The 15443-nt window shown below is 52.8% G+C and carries 13 protein-coding genes; 10 read left to right on the forward strand and 3 right to left on the reverse strand.

Annotated features, from left to right (window positions below):
- Positions 1 to 585 precede the first annotated feature (585 nt).
- The 3 genes from KTH_RS22065 to KTH_RS22075 all read left to right on the forward strand — a co-directional run bounded on the left by KTH_RS22065 (position 586) and on the right by KTH_RS22075 (position 3338).
- The gene (locus tag KTH_RS22065; RefSeq protein ID WP_497621109.1) at positions 586 to 765 is read left to right on the forward strand and encodes a hypothetical protein; all 180 of its coding nucleotides are present in this window, start codon (positions 586 to 588) and stop codon (positions 763 to 765) included.
- 291 nt (positions 766 to 1056) lie between these two features.
- On the forward strand, positions 1057 to 2499 hold the full coding sequence (locus KTH_RS22070; protein ID WP_170142842.1) for a sensor histidine kinase: 1443 nt from the start codon (positions 1057 to 1059) through the stop codon (positions 2497 to 2499).
- Positions 2500 to 2618: 119 nt separating this feature from the next.
- Positions 2619 to 3338 carry a response regulator transcription factor gene (locus KTH_RS22075; RefSeq protein WP_111324988.1) on the forward strand — a complete coding sequence of 240 codons (720 nt, stop codon included), beginning with the start codon at positions 2619 to 2621 and terminating at the stop codon, positions 3336 to 3338.
- Between the two features lie 7 nt (positions 3339 to 3345).
- On the opposite strand, the gene KTH_RS22080 is transcribed toward KTH_RS22075, so the two are convergent.
- The 3 genes from KTH_RS22080 to KTH_RS22090 all read right to left on the reverse strand — a co-directional run bounded on the left by KTH_RS22080 (position 3346) and on the right by KTH_RS22090 (position 5750).
- Positions 3346 to 4275 (reverse strand): metallophosphoesterase family protein, encoded by a 930-nt coding sequence (locus KTH_RS22080; RefSeq protein ID WP_111324989.1) that lies wholly within the window; start codon positions 4273 to 4275, stop codon positions 3346 to 3348.
- 156 nt (positions 4276 to 4431) lie between these two features.
- Positions 4432 to 5130 carry a hypothetical protein gene (locus KTH_RS22085; RefSeq protein WP_111324990.1) on the reverse strand — a complete coding sequence of 233 codons (699 nt, stop codon included), beginning with the start codon at positions 5128 to 5130 and terminating at the stop codon, positions 4432 to 4434.
- A gap of 224 nt (positions 5131 to 5354) precedes the next feature.
- Entirely contained in the window at positions 5355 to 5750 is a 396-nt protein-coding gene (locus tag KTH_RS22090; protein ID WP_111324991.1) for a response regulator, read from the reverse strand.
- A 318-nt stretch (positions 5751 to 6068) separates the two neighbouring features.
- Between KTH_RS22090 and KTH_RS22095 the strand changes: the two genes are divergently transcribed.
- From KTH_RS22095 to KTH_RS22125, 7 genes are all read left to right on the forward strand, one after another.
- Positions 6069 to 8894: a tetratricopeptide repeat protein gene (locus tag KTH_RS22095; protein ID WP_111324992.1), complete on the forward strand. Its 2826-nt coding sequence runs from the start codon at positions 6069 to 6071 to the stop codon at positions 8892 to 8894.
- Between the two features lie 256 nt (positions 8895 to 9150).
- Positions 9151 to 10554, forward strand: coding sequence for a CCA tRNA nucleotidyltransferase (locus KTH_RS22100; protein ID WP_497621112.1), 1404 nt, complete (start codon positions 9151 to 9153; stop codon positions 10552 to 10554).
- Positions 10555 to 10647: 93 nt separating this feature from the next.
- Positions 10648 to 11412 (forward strand): Nif3-like dinuclear metal center hexameric protein, encoded by a 765-nt coding sequence (locus tag KTH_RS22105; RefSeq protein ID WP_111324994.1) that lies wholly within the window; start codon positions 10648 to 10650, stop codon positions 11410 to 11412.
- A 15-nt stretch (positions 11413 to 11427) separates the two neighbouring features.
- Positions 11428 to 11844 carry a hypothetical protein gene (locus KTH_RS22110; RefSeq protein ID WP_497621113.1) on the forward strand — a complete coding sequence of 139 codons (417 nt, stop codon included), beginning with the start codon at positions 11428 to 11430 and terminating at the stop codon, positions 11842 to 11844.
- A gap of 128 nt (positions 11845 to 11972) precedes the next feature.
- Positions 11973 to 12764: a sulfite exporter TauE/SafE family protein gene (locus tag KTH_RS22115; RefSeq protein ID WP_497621115.1), complete on the forward strand. Its 792-nt coding sequence runs from the start codon at positions 11973 to 11975 to the stop codon at positions 12762 to 12764.
- Between the two features lie 112 nt (positions 12765 to 12876).
- Positions 12877 to 14370 carry an MFS transporter gene (locus KTH_RS22120; RefSeq protein WP_497621117.1) on the forward strand — a complete coding sequence of 498 codons (1494 nt, stop codon included), beginning with the start codon at positions 12877 to 12879 and terminating at the stop codon, positions 14368 to 14370.
- A 228-nt stretch (positions 14371 to 14598) separates the two neighbouring features.
- Complete coding sequence (locus tag KTH_RS22125; protein WP_111324998.1) at positions 14599 to 15438, forward strand: PP2C family serine/threonine-protein phosphatase; 840 nt, start codon at positions 14599 to 14601, stop codon at positions 15436 to 15438.
- Positions 15439 to 15443 lie beyond the last annotated feature (5 nt).

The raw sequence follows: 15443 nt of genomic DNA on the forward strand, positions 1-15443 counted from the left end.
AACACAAAACCCGAAGGGGAAGTGCATAGCTGACCTGATTGGAGCATGAGGAATACGTGGTTTGGGGGAAAGGTCAGGTGCGGGGATTGGTAGAGATGTTGACAGAGTGCACGGAACCCGAAGAGAAAGTGCATAGCTGACCTGATTGGAGCATGGGGAATACGTGGTTGTGGGGAAGGTCAGGTGCTGGATCTGGTAGAGAGACGAGGTGTCTCAGCCAGAAGAGCGCCGTAACGGACGACAGGATGTGAGCTTTTCGCCTGCCGGTCTTGTGAAAGCGTAGCGGCTGAGGCATCGGCTCTCACAAAAAGCGCATATCGGTATATATGGGGGCTCCAGTGGTAAGGGAGGAAGATGTGCGCATCTACTCGGGCCATCTATTTGGACTCAGAATGAGGGGAAGGCCGATGGGCGTGGCAGGGAAGGTGAGCGGGGAAGCAGGCCTTGATGTAGCAGGGAGGTTGGGTGTTGATGCTGAGCGGAAAGTGCAGTGATGCACTTTCTCATCAGAGATCAACCAGGAAAACCTTCTTACTCTCAGTAGTGGAGCAGGGCTTGTCAGGTGGCAGGTGGAGAGAGCAAGAAGTGACAGCGAAGACCCGGAATGCCTCGTCTGACAGGGCGGGGAGATGGGTGTTCCTGAACGAAGCAGCGGTACCGTCGGGCAGACGGGAACCGACGAGCACGCCTCGTCAAACGCTTCTGGACAGGTGGCTTCTCCTCACCGCGTCAGGAGACTGGCAGGTGAGCACGCCACATGGATGAAAGAAGAATCCACCGGTCACACCGGATGGAGTGTCAGCGATAGAACCAGCGCACATTGTACAGGGGTGGATGAGGGGATGTGGTGGACCAGAAGGGGTCCGGGGGCTTCCTTGCCTCCGGACCCTTTTTTGCTGTCAAGCAGCAGGACACATATTCGTAACAAATTCGTTATATGCTATACATACCAGCACACTATACTGGCTCCATAGCGTTTCTGAGCAACCAGAACCACGGATCTGTGGTGACACGCTATCATCACTGCTTGACCAGCTTCAGGAAAAATACATGCTTATGCAAACAACAATTCAGGCAACTGCTGAGCCGCTTTCCTCACCCGGAAAGCGCTTCTCGAAAAGCATACTCTACCTATTGCTGTCCTTCCCCTTAGGAATAGCATACCTTGTCTTCTTACTTACGGGAATCTCTCTGGGCCTCAGCCTCCTGATTGTCTGGATCGGCATACCGATTCTCTTCTTTGTGCTCTATAGCTGGTGGGGAATGGCCCGCTTTGAGCGCTCTCTGGCGATCAACTTGCTACAGGCTGAGGTGCCGCCTATTGAGATACCAGAATCCCGTAAACCAACCATGCGCGAGTGGCTGAGCAAACGCCTGATCAGCTCGATGACATGGAAAACGCTTGCTTTTCTGATACTCAAGTTCCCGCTTGGCCTGCTCTCGTTCATCTTTACCATTAACGCCTTTGTGCTTATCCTCGTTCTCGCAATCTGTACCAGCGTGCTGACGTTCCTTATCGCGCCATTTGTCTATATTGGCATCGTGATCGCGGGCAAGCCACTTTCATTTCGGTTGGGGAAACGTCATATTCACGCCGAAACCATGCTTGAGATCCTGGGAGCAGGTGTGACCGGTCTGGGACTGGCACTGTTGCCGCTCTACCTGCTTCAGGGAATGGTCTGGATCTGGAAAGAGCTGGCACGCATCCTGCTTGGCATGAACGATCAAACGCAACGCATTGCCCGAGCAGAAGCAAAAGCCCGCGAAGAGCAGGCCCGCGCCACACGCGCCGAGTTGAGCCGACAGGAGTTAATCGCCAATGTCTCGCATGAGCTACGCACTCCCGTTGCCAGCATTCGCGCTCACCTTGAGTCCTTGCTTCAGGCCACAGAGAAGCCCGGGACGCGGCCTCTGACTCCGGACACGCTCCATCGCTACCTGACCATCGTTCATCGCGAATCGGTGCGCCTGGGCACACTGGTTGATGATCTCCTCTCTCTGGCTCGCAACGAGACAGACAAGCTGCACCTGAATATGGCCTCGGTCGAAGCAGATGAGGTTGTTGAAGAGGTCTATCAGTCGCTCTTACCTCTGGCACGCAAAGAGCGTCAGATTACTCTGATTCGCGAGATCGAGCCAGGAATACCCAGAGTCAAAGCAGATCGGCAGCGATTGCGTCAGGTTCTGCTGAACCTTGTGCGCAATGCGATCACCTATACGCCCGATGGCGGCATTATCGCGATCACTTTGAAGCAGGAAAAGCTCGATCAGGTTGTTCTGGCGGTCTCAGATACCGGTATCGGCATTCCCGAGGAGGCGCTTGAGAAGATCTTTGATCGCTTCTATCGCACCGATGCATCTCGTACCCGCTCATCTGGTGGCTTTGGCCTGGGGCTCGCTATCGTCCAGGATCTGGTAATTGCAATGGGGGGCTTTATCAACGTTGAAAGCAAAGTCGGGGAGGGGAGCAGTTTTCGCGTCATCCTTCAAACTGCCTGACTTCGCACCTCGATTTATCAGGGATGCTAGACGGATTACCGGTTGAGGTTGTACACTATAGGAGAACAACAGCAGTCTGTATGTATTCCTGAAACGGGCAGGGAGAACAAACAACATTTATGGCACGCGTTTTAGTAGTTGAAGACGAAGTCGATATATGTAACCTGATTAAGAGCGAATTGGAAGCCGAGGGGCACGTTGTTTTTCAAGCATTCGATGGCCCCACCGCTCTGACACTGGTAGAACAACATATTCCACATCTGATAATCCTGGATTGGATGCTTCCCGGACTAGATGGACTTTCGGTCTGTCGACGCGTGCGCCAGAATCACCTCATGCCTATTATTATGCTTACCGCCCGGAATGAGGAGATAGACCGTATTCTAGGGCTGGAAGTCGGCGCAGACGATTACGTTAGTAAGCCCTTCAGCGTACGCGAATTGATGGCACGCGTTCGTGCTATGCTGCGACGCGTTGAGCTTGATAGCCGTCTGACACAGCCGCCTCAGCCCACTGCCCCTGCCCAGCCTGCCCCTTCCGAACCGGCCCCAACAATTGTGCATGGGACGCTGATGATTAACCAGTCAGCCCGTACTGTACAGCTAAATGGGTCAACTATCGATCTGACACCGCGCGAGTACGAGCTTCTGGTTCTGCTGACATCACATCCCGGAAGGGCCTTCAGTCGGGATTTCCTGCTACAGCAGCTCTGGGGCTACGATTATGATGGATTTGATCGTACCGTTGATACCCATATTACCCGCTTGCGCAAAAAGCTCGGCCCGTTAGGCGAGAAAATTGCAACTGTCTGGGGTGTCGGGTACCGGTTCACCGCCTGACCTCTCCTCAAAAAGAGACCAGCCATTCCTTGAGCCAGCATTTGCTGAAGTGATCGCGCACCCGGATTACCGCCCGATCCCGATAGATCTGAAACTGGAACGACGGAATAACGTGCGGTTCATCCGGTGTATAGATCAACGTCTCTCCATCAAAGCGAGTCGCGCCATGCGTGCCCGTATACCAGGGCGACATCAGATTCACAAAGCCCACATGACGCTTTCCAAGCCGTTCAGTACAGACAATTCCCGGCGCTTCCCAACCGGTATGGGTATGTCCACTGATAAAAAGCCGAACGTTATCATGCAGCGCAAGAATATTCCGCACGGCCTGTGAGTTTTCGGGAGAGAAGAAGTTTTGCAGCGAGTTATAGTCACGATGGCGCTCAGGATCGCGATCTCGTACAGTATTACGCAACGGACAATGTAAGAAGATCAGGGCCGGCTTCTCTGCGTATTCATGCAGCGTGTGATCCAGAAAAGCCAGTGTCTCGGGCATAACATAGGCATACATGGGATCATCGCCTGCGGTGGGATCGGGATAATCGAGCATAATACAGATTACCTCGCCGACCTGCCAGCAATAGCGAGGGGACTTTTCCCAGACGTGCTCAAAGGTTTCCAGATGCTGTGTGGCAAAGCCTTGCGCCGAATCATAGTACTCATGATTGCCAATCCCGGGATAAAAAGGAATATCGCCCATCTGCTCCAGAATACGCGTTTTTGCCAGTTCGTGGTTTTCTCGCAACCATGTATCAACCACATCGCCAGGTGAGACACAGAAGGCGGGCTTTCCCTCTTCTTTCCAGAGCGCTTGAAGATCATCATACATAAGTTGAAAGCGAGGCGTCTGAACCTTCTCCCAGGCGGGATGAGCCCGATAGTGCATATCGCCAATGCCCCAGAAAGAGAGCAACACATCCTGTTCTTTTGCTGTCATAGCACCATCTTCCTTTTGAAAAAATGAAAATACCGGACAAACAGTGTCCTGACACAAGCATACCCTGTTTCATGCAGAAAGAGAACCGGTGCGTGCCGCAAACGAAAAAAACCTGGCATCCTTCCAGCGGGAGTCAGGTTTTATACAGGGACGGTGCTAGCGTGCTTTGAACGTCTTCCCATCATTATAAAAGATGATCTGCTGATTCTGGATATGAACAAGCAAATCTGGCTTACCATCACCATCTACATCTTTTACCTCTCCGGTAACCGGTGTCAAATCCTGTCCATCACCAAGCAGAATCGGCCCGGGGAAAATACGTACTTTCGACGGATCTCCACCGGGAATCTCAACAACCTGAATGTGTCGATCCAGATTTAAAAAGATAAAGTGGGTTGGCTTCTCTTTACTATCTTCATGTCCAACGACAGCATCGAGATGCGAAGTACGAGGACGTCCATAATGAAGATCATCCTGATAGAGTTGCCACCAGGAAAAGACAACATTCAACAACATAAATAGTACTATAGTCATAATTCCGCCGACGAGAATAAGCAGCAGCGGACTAATCCTGCGCTTACGGGCGGGGCGCTTTCCAGGGGCGCTCTGCGGCAATTCATCATCATCCAGATCGATTGTTTCCTGCTGAAGGCCGCGTGAACGTCTGCGATATACTATTCCTGGATCATCTGTTGTATCCCGGGAAGGGGGGGCATACGCCTTATAGCGGCGCGTGCTGGTCGGTCGGCGCGTCTCGAAAAGCGCGTCATCAAAAAAGGTAGCCTCTCCTCCATTTTCTTCGATGACATCGCTTCCGAGCGGTCGTGATTTGCGGCGAACCTGAGATGAATCCATAACCGGTTCGTCCTCCTTTCTAGCATCCCGATAGAAAAGTTAGAACAAAATTTCTATATAATAGTATACCAGAACAGGGGAGCCAGTCAAGTAAGGAAACGAGAAAACAGGCAGAGAAACAACAGAGAGGCAAGTTGAACGGACGCTTGAGTTCAACTTACCTCTCTGTACGATGCGAGGCGGGATCAGAACGACACAGGATAAAAAGAGAAAACAGATATTGGTTACGCCGATGCGGCAGTCAGACCAATGCATGCGTTTACTGCCGAAAGAATGGTATGGGTCGTAAATGGTTTGGAAAGATAGGTATGAACACCTGCCAGACGCGCCTTAAGGCGGTCAACGACGCCATTGTGGCGGGTCAACATCATGATCGGGGTACGACTCAGTGCGGGTTTTGACTTCAAGTAACGGGCTACCTCATATCCGTTCATCTTGGGGAGATCAATATCCAGGATAATGAGATCGGGCAGGCGGTCTAATTGCTCGGTCGTTAAGGCACGCAGGGCTTCTACCCCATCGGGAAACGAAATAACACGAAATCCGGCTCGCCTCAAACAAACTTCCACGATTTTCCGAACCGTCGGAGAATCGTCTATAATCATCACAGACTTGTTCATAGGTTCAAATCCCCTCTGAACTTAATACATACTCTTATGCCCCATGTAAACGAGTAAACCTTTTTGACTATGTGCTCCATACATAATTATGCATACACCAAACAATCTGTTACAATGACAACTATACGACAACTATCCAACAACTTTGCACTTCAACAGAGTTTGCGTCATACTTAATCATAGAGAGACCAGGAATCCGGTTAAGGCACAATCAACCCAGACTGGAACGAATGTCAGAAAGAATGTCGCTCTACATCATCATCTTGTAGGATAAAAGCATGCACAGTCGCATATGTATGGTTATCAAGGTAAAAGGGCATGAAACAGAATCAGCGCTTAAGACGGGAACGCGAGCTACGGGGATGGTCTCAGGCAAAAGTCGCGCAAGAAATCGGAACTGATCCAGCCACAGTAAGTCGATGGGAACGCGGGCTTTCCTTTCCTTATCCTTATTTCCGGGAACGCCTCTGTGCTCTTTTTGGAAAAAACGCTGAAGAACTGGGTCTCGTTCAGGAAGAGAACAGCGACCAGGAACCTCCTTCCTCTCCCCCGATGACAGACACCTACATTTTTGATCCAGCAATTCCGCTTCCAACCACGATAGGAGGCGGCCTGATTGGACGTGACGCGTTGCTTCAGCAAACCAGAGATCGCCTCTGTCAGAGCAACGCAGCGGCCCTTGCCGCTTTGAACGGGCTCCCTGGTGTGGGCAAAACGTCTCTCGCGATTCAGCTTGCCCACGATCCTGCGATTCAGGAGCATTTCACTGACGGCATCCTCTGGGCAGGCCTCGGCCCTTCTCCCGATATCGTCAGTCATCTGGTGCGCTGGGGCAATCTGCTAGGCATTCAGGCAGAAGAGGTCAAAGAGCAGGAGAGCGCTCATGGTTGGGCCGAGGCGCTCCGCTTCGCAATTGGAACGCGCCGCATGCTCATTGTGATTGACGACGCCTGGGAACTGGAAAACGCTCTTGCCTGCAAAGTAGGGGGACCACAGTGCGCCTTCCTGCTTACGACGCGCTTTCCACATATCGCGCTCCATTTCGCCAGCGATGGCGCAACGCTGGTAAATGAGCTGGCGGAAGCTGAGGGCTTACAACTGCTTGAGCGGCTGGCACCCTCTATTGTACAGGATCACCGACCGATGGCCTGTGAGCTGGTGCGTTCTGTTGGTGGACTTCCTCTTGCGCTCACGCTGATCGGGAAATATCTGCGTGTCCAATCGCATAGCCGTCAGCCCCGACGCATCCTCGCGGCAATTGAACATCTTCACCATGCCCGTGCCCGTTTACAGCTCAGTGAGCCACGCGCCCCGGTTGACCGCCATACCAGCCTCGCGCATAATATCCCGGTCTCCCTCCAATCGGTTATCAACGTGAGTGACCAATTGCTCGATGCCCAGGCGCGGCAGGCGCTCCGCGACCTCTCGGTTTTTCCGCCCAAACCAAATAGTTTCACCGAAGAGGCCGCCATTGCCGTGTGCAACACACCGCGTGAGATCCTGGATACCCTGAGCGATGCTGGTCTGCTTGAGAGTAGCGCCCCCGGACGCTATACCCTGCACCAAACCATTGCCGATTACGCCCATCTCCACCTGCATGATGGGCGGGTCTACGAGCGCTTCGTGCACTACTATGTCGAGTATATGGAGCAGCATCAGAAAGACTATACCATCCTCTCGCTTGAACAGAACAATATCAATGCGGCGCTGCAAACGGCACATGAGCGAAACTTAGATGTTGCGTTTCTGCGTGGGGTCAAGGCATATCAACACTTTCTGCTCGCGCGGAGCTTCTATCGGCAGCTTGAACACTACGTCGAGCAGGCATACCAGATCGCCACTGCTCGGAACTGGCAGGCTGATAGCGCAACGATGCTTGCCTATAAGGGAGAAATTGCCCAGAAATGCGGCGACTATCAGAGCGCTGAACTGGCTCTACAGGAGGGGCTCCATCTGGCCCGCCAATCACAGGACGAGCGGCTTGTCATCTCGCTGCTGAGCGCTATCGGGGACCTCTTCTGTCGCAAAGGCGATTATGCACAGGCTGAACGCTATCTGCAAGAGGGCCTGCAACAAGCAGATCGTCAGCACGCCAGCATTGAGATGGCAGAGCTGTTACGCTCACTGGGCACGCTGGCCCTCAATCGCTTTGATTATGAACAGGCCGAACGCTACCTCCATCGCAGCCTTGATATCAGCTATCACCTGAATAACTTTGAGCTGATTATTACCTTGCTCAATAAATTGATGATCATCGACGGAGATAGAGGCAACTATCAGCAGGCAGAAAGCAACGGCAAAAAGGCACTTGAGTTGGCCCGCAAGCAGGATAATAACGAGAAAGTGGCCTACCTTTTCAACAATCTTGGCTGGCTCTCCTGCTTACGCGGCAATGGGGCACAGGCACAGGCCTATTTCAGCGAAGGGCTGGCGCTTGCTCAACAATACGGTTTGATCGACTATATCCCCCTCTTTCACTTGAATCTGGGTGATGTCGCCTATGATTATGGAAACGACACCGAGGCGTATACCTTCTATCAGGAGGGTATCACGCTGGCCCGCCAGATCCATCAACGGCGCTGGACAACAACGCTGCTGACCCACCTCAGCATACTTTTGAGTAATCAACGTCGGTTTCCACAAGCTCTTGAAGCGCTTCAAGAGGCGGAACACCTTGTCAGACATCTGCCAGATAACAAAGATGTGCTCTGCGAATATCAGCTTGGCTGGGGCGTCTTCCACCTGCGGCAGGGAGACTATGAGCAAGCCGAACAGTATCTACAGGTTGGCCTGGAGATCGCACGGCAGACCAACACCCATCGTTTCCTGGCAGATATGCTTGCCATGCAGGGTGAACTCTACCTGAAACAGCAGCGACTTGAGCAGGCAAGCAACAGTTTCCAGGAGATGCTTGAGCGCACACCGGCAGGGAATCGTCTGCTCCTGGCCCGGGCTCATTATGGTCTGGCCCGGGTGGCTGCACTCAAAGGGGAATACGCTCAGGCATATCAGGCAGGAAAAGAGGTCCTGGCAACCTTTGCCAGCAAAAAGCATCGTCTACTGAAAGAGGCAAAGCAGTGGATACAAACGCTTCCAGCAATAGAAGAAACACAAGAAAACGCCGACGCGATACCAAAACAGTAAGCGCTCCCCCTTTAAAGGACCCATACGAACATGATACAATAGTCCCATTGTAGACTCAGAGGACTTTGATACTACATCGTCTGATAGAATACCCTTCTTCTGCTTCTTTTACGAAGGAAGGCGTCCTCCTGTCTGGCGCGGCACAAGCTTCCCCGGATCCAATGGGATAGATTGCCGCCCCGTCAGAGTCTGTCTGAAGAAGGATCAGGCACACACGAACAAAAAAACACTCAGCACTTTTCTGTAGATTTTTAGCATGCTAGATATCATCATCAGGCTGGCGCAAGATTTCCGTGCTCAGCAAAAACAACTCTATATGGTAGGAGGAACGGTTCGCGATGTCTTGCTTCATCGCGGAAAGTCCGCTGATGCCGATCTGGCTACCGATGCCCGCCCCGAGGAGATCAAGCGCCTGGTACAACCGACCAATCCAAGCGCGGTGATCCTGGTTGGTGAGCGCTTTGGCACCGTACGCCTTCACTATGGCAGCGGCGAGCACATCAGCATTATAGAGATTACGACCTTCCGTAGTGAACGCTACAATCCAGAATCGCGTAAGCCCGAAGTGTGTTTTGGCACAAGTCTGGAAGATGACCTGCTACGCCGCGACTTTACCATTAACGCACTGGCTTGCGACCCTCTGAATGGACATATCATCGATCCCTTTAATGGCAGACGCGATCTAGAGGATCATATTTTGCGAGCCGTTGGCAACGAACCCGACAAACGCTTCGATGAAGACCCGCTCCGCCTGTTGCGTGCGGTGCGCTTCGCCGCGCAGCTCAACTTCAGCATTGAACCGGAAACCTGGCACTCCATTAAACGGCAGGCCTCTAAACTGCAAAAAATCAGCCGTGAACGCGTTCGAGACGAGATGAACAAGCTTCTGCTCTCAACGCATCCCGCGAAGGGGATTGAACTGCTGGTGGAATCAGGATTGATGGAGTACATCATACCCGAGGTGCTGGAACTGCGTGGAGTTAGCCAGCAGCAGCAAACCCGCGTACCGGCTTCTAAGGATGTCTTCGCCCATGTTGTGCGCGTTGTAGAGCGTTCTTCTCCACGCCTCGTCACCCGATGGAGCGCATTACTCCACGATATTGCGAAACCCCGGACCAAAACGGTTGAAGATAATAAGGTTCATTTCTACGGTCACGAGGATCTGGGGGCCCATATGGCTCGGGAGATTCTCAAGCGCCTGCACTTTGACCGGGACTTTATCGACAGCGTTTCACGGATCGTGCGTCTACATATGCGAGCCAATGCCTATACTTCTGATTGGACAGATGGAGCGGTTCGCCGCTTGATGCTCGATGCTGGTGACGATCTGCCCGATCTCTTAGATCTTTCCCGGGCCGATATCACTAGCTATCGCGTCGACAAAGTTGCGAAAGCAGCCGCGCGAGTCGCTGAACTTGGCGAACGCTGTCAGCAACTCAAAGAAGAGGCCGAGCGGGTGCCACTGAAAAGCCCTCTTGACGGTAATGAACTGATGGCTCTCTTCAAGCGTGGCCCCGGTCCCTGGCTTCGTCCAATTAAGGAGCATTTACTGAGTCTGGTCATTGATGGTCAACTCGCTCCTGACGACAAAGAGGAAGCCGCCAGAATAGCCAGGGCCTATGTTGCCAGCGAGCAACAGGAACAAGTCAACAAAGAGTAGAAGAGCACCCGCCTGGGGTGCTCTTCCCCCCTCTCAAACCAGAGAACAGCAAGCAGGGTTTGTCCAGAGGAATATTTGTGCCGGGAGAGAGAAATGAATGTGTTGCGAGATGACATCGTACAATTTATCAACAACTATTTAAATATAGATGCGTTCCGTGATTACTGTCCAAATGGTATGCAGGTAATTGGTCGCACGTCGGTGCAACGCGTCGCGCTCGGCGTCAGCGCAAACCTTGAATGTTTTCGCCAGGCGGTAGCCGGTGAGGCAGATATGCTTATCGTGCATCACGGCCTCTTCTGGGAAAATATGCCGCGGGAAATCGGGGCAATGATGAAGGGCAGGCTGAAGCTTCTCTTTGATAACGATATCACCTTGCTTGGCTACCACCTTCCCCTGGATGCACACCCTGAAATTGGCAACAACGTCCTCTGGCTTCGTGAGCTTGGTTTTGAGGTAGAGGGCATCACAATCGGGAATGCACGCGGGAAGATGATTGGGGCCATCGGCACTGCCCCCAGGCGCATCACCCGTCGTGACCTGATCGAGCAAGTCGCCGCCATTGCTGGTGCGAAACCGCTTGTCTACGCCTATGGCCCGCAAACTATTCGTCGGTTGGGCGTTATCACTGGCGGCGGCGAGGGCTATCTGCTTGAGGCAATTGCTCGCGGCTGCGATACCTTTCTGACAGGCGAGGTAGGCGAGCCGACCGAATCCTACGCCCGCGAAGAAGGTGTGAATTTTATCGCCGCAGGCCATTATAATTCGGAGAAGATCGGTATCCAGGCCCTGGGGGAACTTCTCAAACAGCATTTTCCAGTAGAAACATTCTTCTGCGACGTACCGAACGCAATCTAGGGAGATAGATGAATCATGGCAAACCAGAATACACCCAACAAAGCCACAACCGGCAAGAAACGGCAAAAGGGAACGCGCCCACAAATTGGTGGGAGCGCGGTTCCCGGAGCACGGTCAACACAGCCCAAGCAGATGCCCACATCCAACAATCCGCAAGAACAGCAACTGGCGAGCTATAACCGCGAAATGCGCCGCCGTATGGAAAAGATCGGGGCCGGTCCAGCAGCTGAAGAGAACCGCCTTGAGAAAATGCGCGAAAAACGTAAGCGCAAGCTGGACCTCAAGAAGCAACGCGCCGCTGAAGAGCAGGAGCGTCTGAGACGGCAGCTTGCCCCCAAACGAGCGAGACTTGACCGCAAAGTCTACTACTTTATCTTTGGCACGCTGCTTCTGATCGTCCTGATTATTGTCCTCTTCCTCTTATTCAGATAAGCAGCCCAGGGGCCTCCCTCTCGGGAGGCTCTTTCTTCTGTTTCGCCACATTCAACAAGCGCCACAAAATAGTGATATACTCAAAATGAGAGTAAAGTGAGTAGCTCTAACCAGAAAGAGGTTTCTGCATGACCTTTCTTGATGCGCTTGTCCTTTTTCTGGCGGCGGTTATGGGAGGCACTTTGAACGCGGTTGCAGGGGGAGGGAGCTTCTTCTGTTTTCCAGCCCTGATTTTTACCGGGATTCCTCCTATTCAAGCCAACGCCACAAACACAGTTGCGCTCTGGCCCGCCTCCATTGCAAGCGCGAGCGCCTATCGACGCGAACTCAAAAAACAGTCGCTGGTCGCCTTGCTGTTATTGCCGGGATCCAGTCTCATTGGAGGCATTCTAGGCGCTCAGCTTCTTCTGGGCACTTCACAGGCCACCTTTACCCAACTGGTTCCTTATCTGTTGTTGCTGGCAACACTGCTCTTCGCGGTTAGCCCCCCGCTCACACGCCTGCTGCGCAAACGGAGAGAGGAGACGCAGACAGAGTCGACTGGCGTCCAAAAGCATGGAATCGCCGCTCTGGTACTCGTTGCTTTTGCCCAGTTGCTTATTTCGATCTATGGTGGCTTTTTCGGCGGCGGCATCGGCATTATGATGTTAGCGACCCTCTCGCTGATGGGTATGGACAACATCCACGAAATGAATGGTATCAAGACGGTTCTGACTATCATTATCAATGGAGCCGCAGTTGTGCTCTTCATTCTCCGGGGAGCCGTCGTCTGGCCGCAAGCGCTGCTGATGATTCTTGGCTCGATCATCGGAGGCTACGCCGGAGCTTATTATGCCCGCAAAATTGATCCAAAGTATGTTCGTATTTTTGTGATCTGTATTGGCCTCGGCCTGAGCGCATACTTCTTTATCCGGCAGTAAGCGCCTGAGCAAGCGCCTCCGGTTACGAAAAGCTGACAGCGGGTGTAATATATGGAGAGTTATTGGTCTATCCATATACGCATACATATACATACATTAAAAGGAAAGAGGTATGACGCAGAAACAGAACACTCTGGAAACAACCATCGAATCACTTTCCAGGCAACCCGAGACCCCCCCTAACAAATGGGCCGTCCTCATCATTAATTCCGTCGGCGTCTTTATGGCAACGCTTGACTCCTCAATCGTCAACATCAGCCTACCTAAAATAGCGGAAAATTTCCATGTACCGATGAATGGCGCAATCCAGTGGGTAATTATCGCGTATCTGGTCGCAGCAACCGCTATCCTCCTGACTGCCGGGCGACTTGCCGACATGTTTGGACGCAAAACAGTCTGGCTGGCAGGCCTGATTATCTTTACAGGTGGTTCAGCTCTCTGTGGTCTCGCGCCCTCGCTTGGCTTCCTGATTGCAGCCCGTATCCTGCAAGGCTTTGGCGGCTCACTCGTGATGGCCGTTGGTCCCGCTCTTCTCACGGGCGCCTTTCCGCCACAAGAACGGGGGCGGGCGCTCGGCTTGAACGCCATTACGGTCTCGCTCGGCGTCAGCATTGGCCCGACGCTCGGCGGCTTTATTACAGCGTACTGGACCTGGCGTTGGATCTTCTTTATCAATCTACCAATTGGTATCCTCGGTCTTCTGGCAACCCTGCGTATTTTGAAAGAGACGACACCACGCAAAGAGAGCAAGTTTGATCCGCTCGGGGCAATCCTGCTGGCTGTAGGGATGGCATCGCTAACCGGAGGTCTCTCTTTCGGGCAGGATATCGGATGGAGTTCGCCAGTGCTGATCTCCATTTTTGTGCTTGCGGCCATCGCCCTGCTTGCCCTGCCGCTGGTCGAGACCCGCGTTGCGAATCCGATCATCGATTTTTCTCTATTCCGTAATCGTGTCTTTTTCTCGGCTAATATCAGCCTGATTCTCAGTTCAATGGCGCTCTTTGTGGTAAGCTTCATGCTCCCCTTCTACCTTGAGGAACTGCGTGGCATCCCGACGCAGAACGCCGGTCTTCTGCTAACTCCGTTGCCGATCACAATCGCATGTGTTGCGCCTTTCAGTGGCGCTCTGGCCGATAAAATCGGGACTCGCTGGCTGGCTGCGGGTGGTCTGGCAATCGCCTGTATCGGTCTGATCTGTATAGGGCAGTTAAACGAGAAGAGCTCTATTCCAGACATCATCTGGCGCTTGATGCTGACCGGCTTTGGGCAGGCGCTCTTCCAATCCCCTAATAGCAGCGCCCTGATGGGTTCAGCTCCCTCCAACCGCCAGGGAATCGCTTCCGGCTTCCTTGCCACCGCACGCACGATGGGGCAAAGTATCAGCGTTGCTCTCTCAGGGGCCATTTTTGCGACACTGGGAGGCGCTGCCGCCGGTCATATGCTTCAAGTGCAACAACTGACAGCAACACAGCAAGCAGAGCAGCAACATATCTTTACACACAGCTTCCAGATTGCCTTTATCGTCTGTGCAGTGATCGCGGCAATCGGTGTCTTTACTTCTCTGGTACGTGGAAAGGAAGAGAGACGGCAAAGAGCAGCCGCCTGATTGATAGGTTACCGAGGCAGAGATGTTTCGTCCTATAAGTGACACACCATCTCTGCCCCTCTTCAGTACCAGGCGAACGAACCGCCTGATCAGAAGCGTGATGCCATACAGCAGAGAGAGTTATGCACCAGCACAATGGGAAAGAGAGACGGGGGGCTTGCATCAACCATCATCTGATAGTATGGTGGTTGCACACGAAATGATAACAATGATGAAGGAGTCAGCTCGTTGAACAGTGCATCCTCGCAATCATCGCTCGCAACATACCGCTGGTCTGGCAGCGCAAAGTTATATCTGGATACGCCAGCTATTTCAACCTGTGAACAGGTCGTCGTCGGCTGCTATGGCGGCAACACAAAAGCAGGAGCACAGAAGAACGAAGATGGAGCTCTGGTCTGGTGCGACAAAGAGCAGAACTGGGAGTTTGCTCTGATTGTTGATGCCCACTACACACCACAAAGCGCCGATCTGCTCCTTGATGCCATCGAAAGCATTCAACCGGCCATTGTAGAAGCATTAACGCAACCGATCTCAACCGCTTTTTTCTCACTCCAACAGCATATTGTCACGCTGCTTGGTTCACCGGCATTTCTCAAGCGCTGTCGAGAGGTTATCGGCGAAGCCTCATGTCTTTTCTGTGCCCGCAAAGATCGCTTTCTCTGGTGGTTGAATATCGGGGACTGTGTGCTTTACCTGCTCCATCCTGAACTGGCCTATATGGGACAGATTCCCCTGAATCAGCGAAGTTTTTTTGAATGGGTAGGCCGAACCAACACGTTTGAGCTTCCTGTCCCCTGTTTTTCCTCAGGCATTAAAGAGCTGCGGTTTGGCTGGAACCGTATCCTGCTGGTGACTGATGGCCTGCTGGAATATGGCTCACGGCCCTATGATAACCCTTTTCGGCTCTATCAGGCCTTTACCGACAGGCAAGAGGTACGCGAAACGAATCTCAGCGCGCTGGTTCAGCATGCGCTCAAGCGAGTTCATAAGGAGAAAGGGCGGGATAGCGCAACCATTATTGTCTGGGATTATTACAATCGCCAGGGGGCTACGTACTCCGCGCCCTAGAAAGC

Source organism: Thermosporothrix sp. COM3 (assembly GCF_059696735.1).

Excerpts from the sequence above, each read along its gene's own strand:
- KTH_RS22110 (WP_497621113.1), top strand. The coding sequence starts at position 11,428 with ATGGCAAACCAGAATACACCCAACAAAGCCACAACCGGCAAGAAACGG.
- KTH_RS22080 (WP_111324989.1), bottom strand. The coding sequence starts at position 4,275 with ATGACAGCAAAAGAACAGGATGTGTTGCTCTCTTTCTGGGGCATTGGC.
- KTH_RS22100 (WP_497621112.1), top strand. The coding sequence starts at position 9,151 with ATGCTAGATATCATCATCAGGCTGGCGCAAGATTTCCGTGCTCAGCAA.
- KTH_RS22105 (WP_111324994.1), top strand. The coding sequence starts at position 10,648 with ATGAATGTGTTGCGAGATGACATCGTACAATTTATCAACAACTATTTA.
- KTH_RS22075 (WP_111324988.1), top strand. The coding sequence starts at position 2,619 with ATGGCACGCGTTTTAGTAGTTGAAGACGAAGTCGATATATGTAACCTG.
- KTH_RS22120 (WP_497621117.1), top strand. The coding sequence starts at position 12,877 with ATGACGCAGAAACAGAACACTCTGGAAACAACCATCGAATCACTTTCC.
- KTH_RS22115 (WP_497621115.1), top strand. The coding sequence starts at position 11,973 with ATGACCTTTCTTGATGCGCTTGTCCTTTTTCTGGCGGCGGTTATGGGA.
- KTH_RS22090 (WP_111324991.1), bottom strand. The coding sequence starts at position 5,750 with ATGAACAAGTCTGTGATGATTATAGACGATTCTCCGACGGTTCGGAAA.
- KTH_RS22085 (WP_111324990.1), bottom strand. The coding sequence starts at position 5,130 with ATGGATTCATCTCAGGTTCGCCGCAAATCACGACCGCTCGGAAGCGAT.
- KTH_RS22070 (WP_170142842.1), top strand. The coding sequence starts at position 1,057 with ATGCAAACAACAATTCAGGCAACTGCTGAGCCGCTTTCCTCACCCGGA.
- KTH_RS22095 (WP_111324992.1), top strand. The coding sequence starts at position 6,069 with ATGAAACAGAATCAGCGCTTAAGACGGGAACGCGAGCTACGGGGATGG.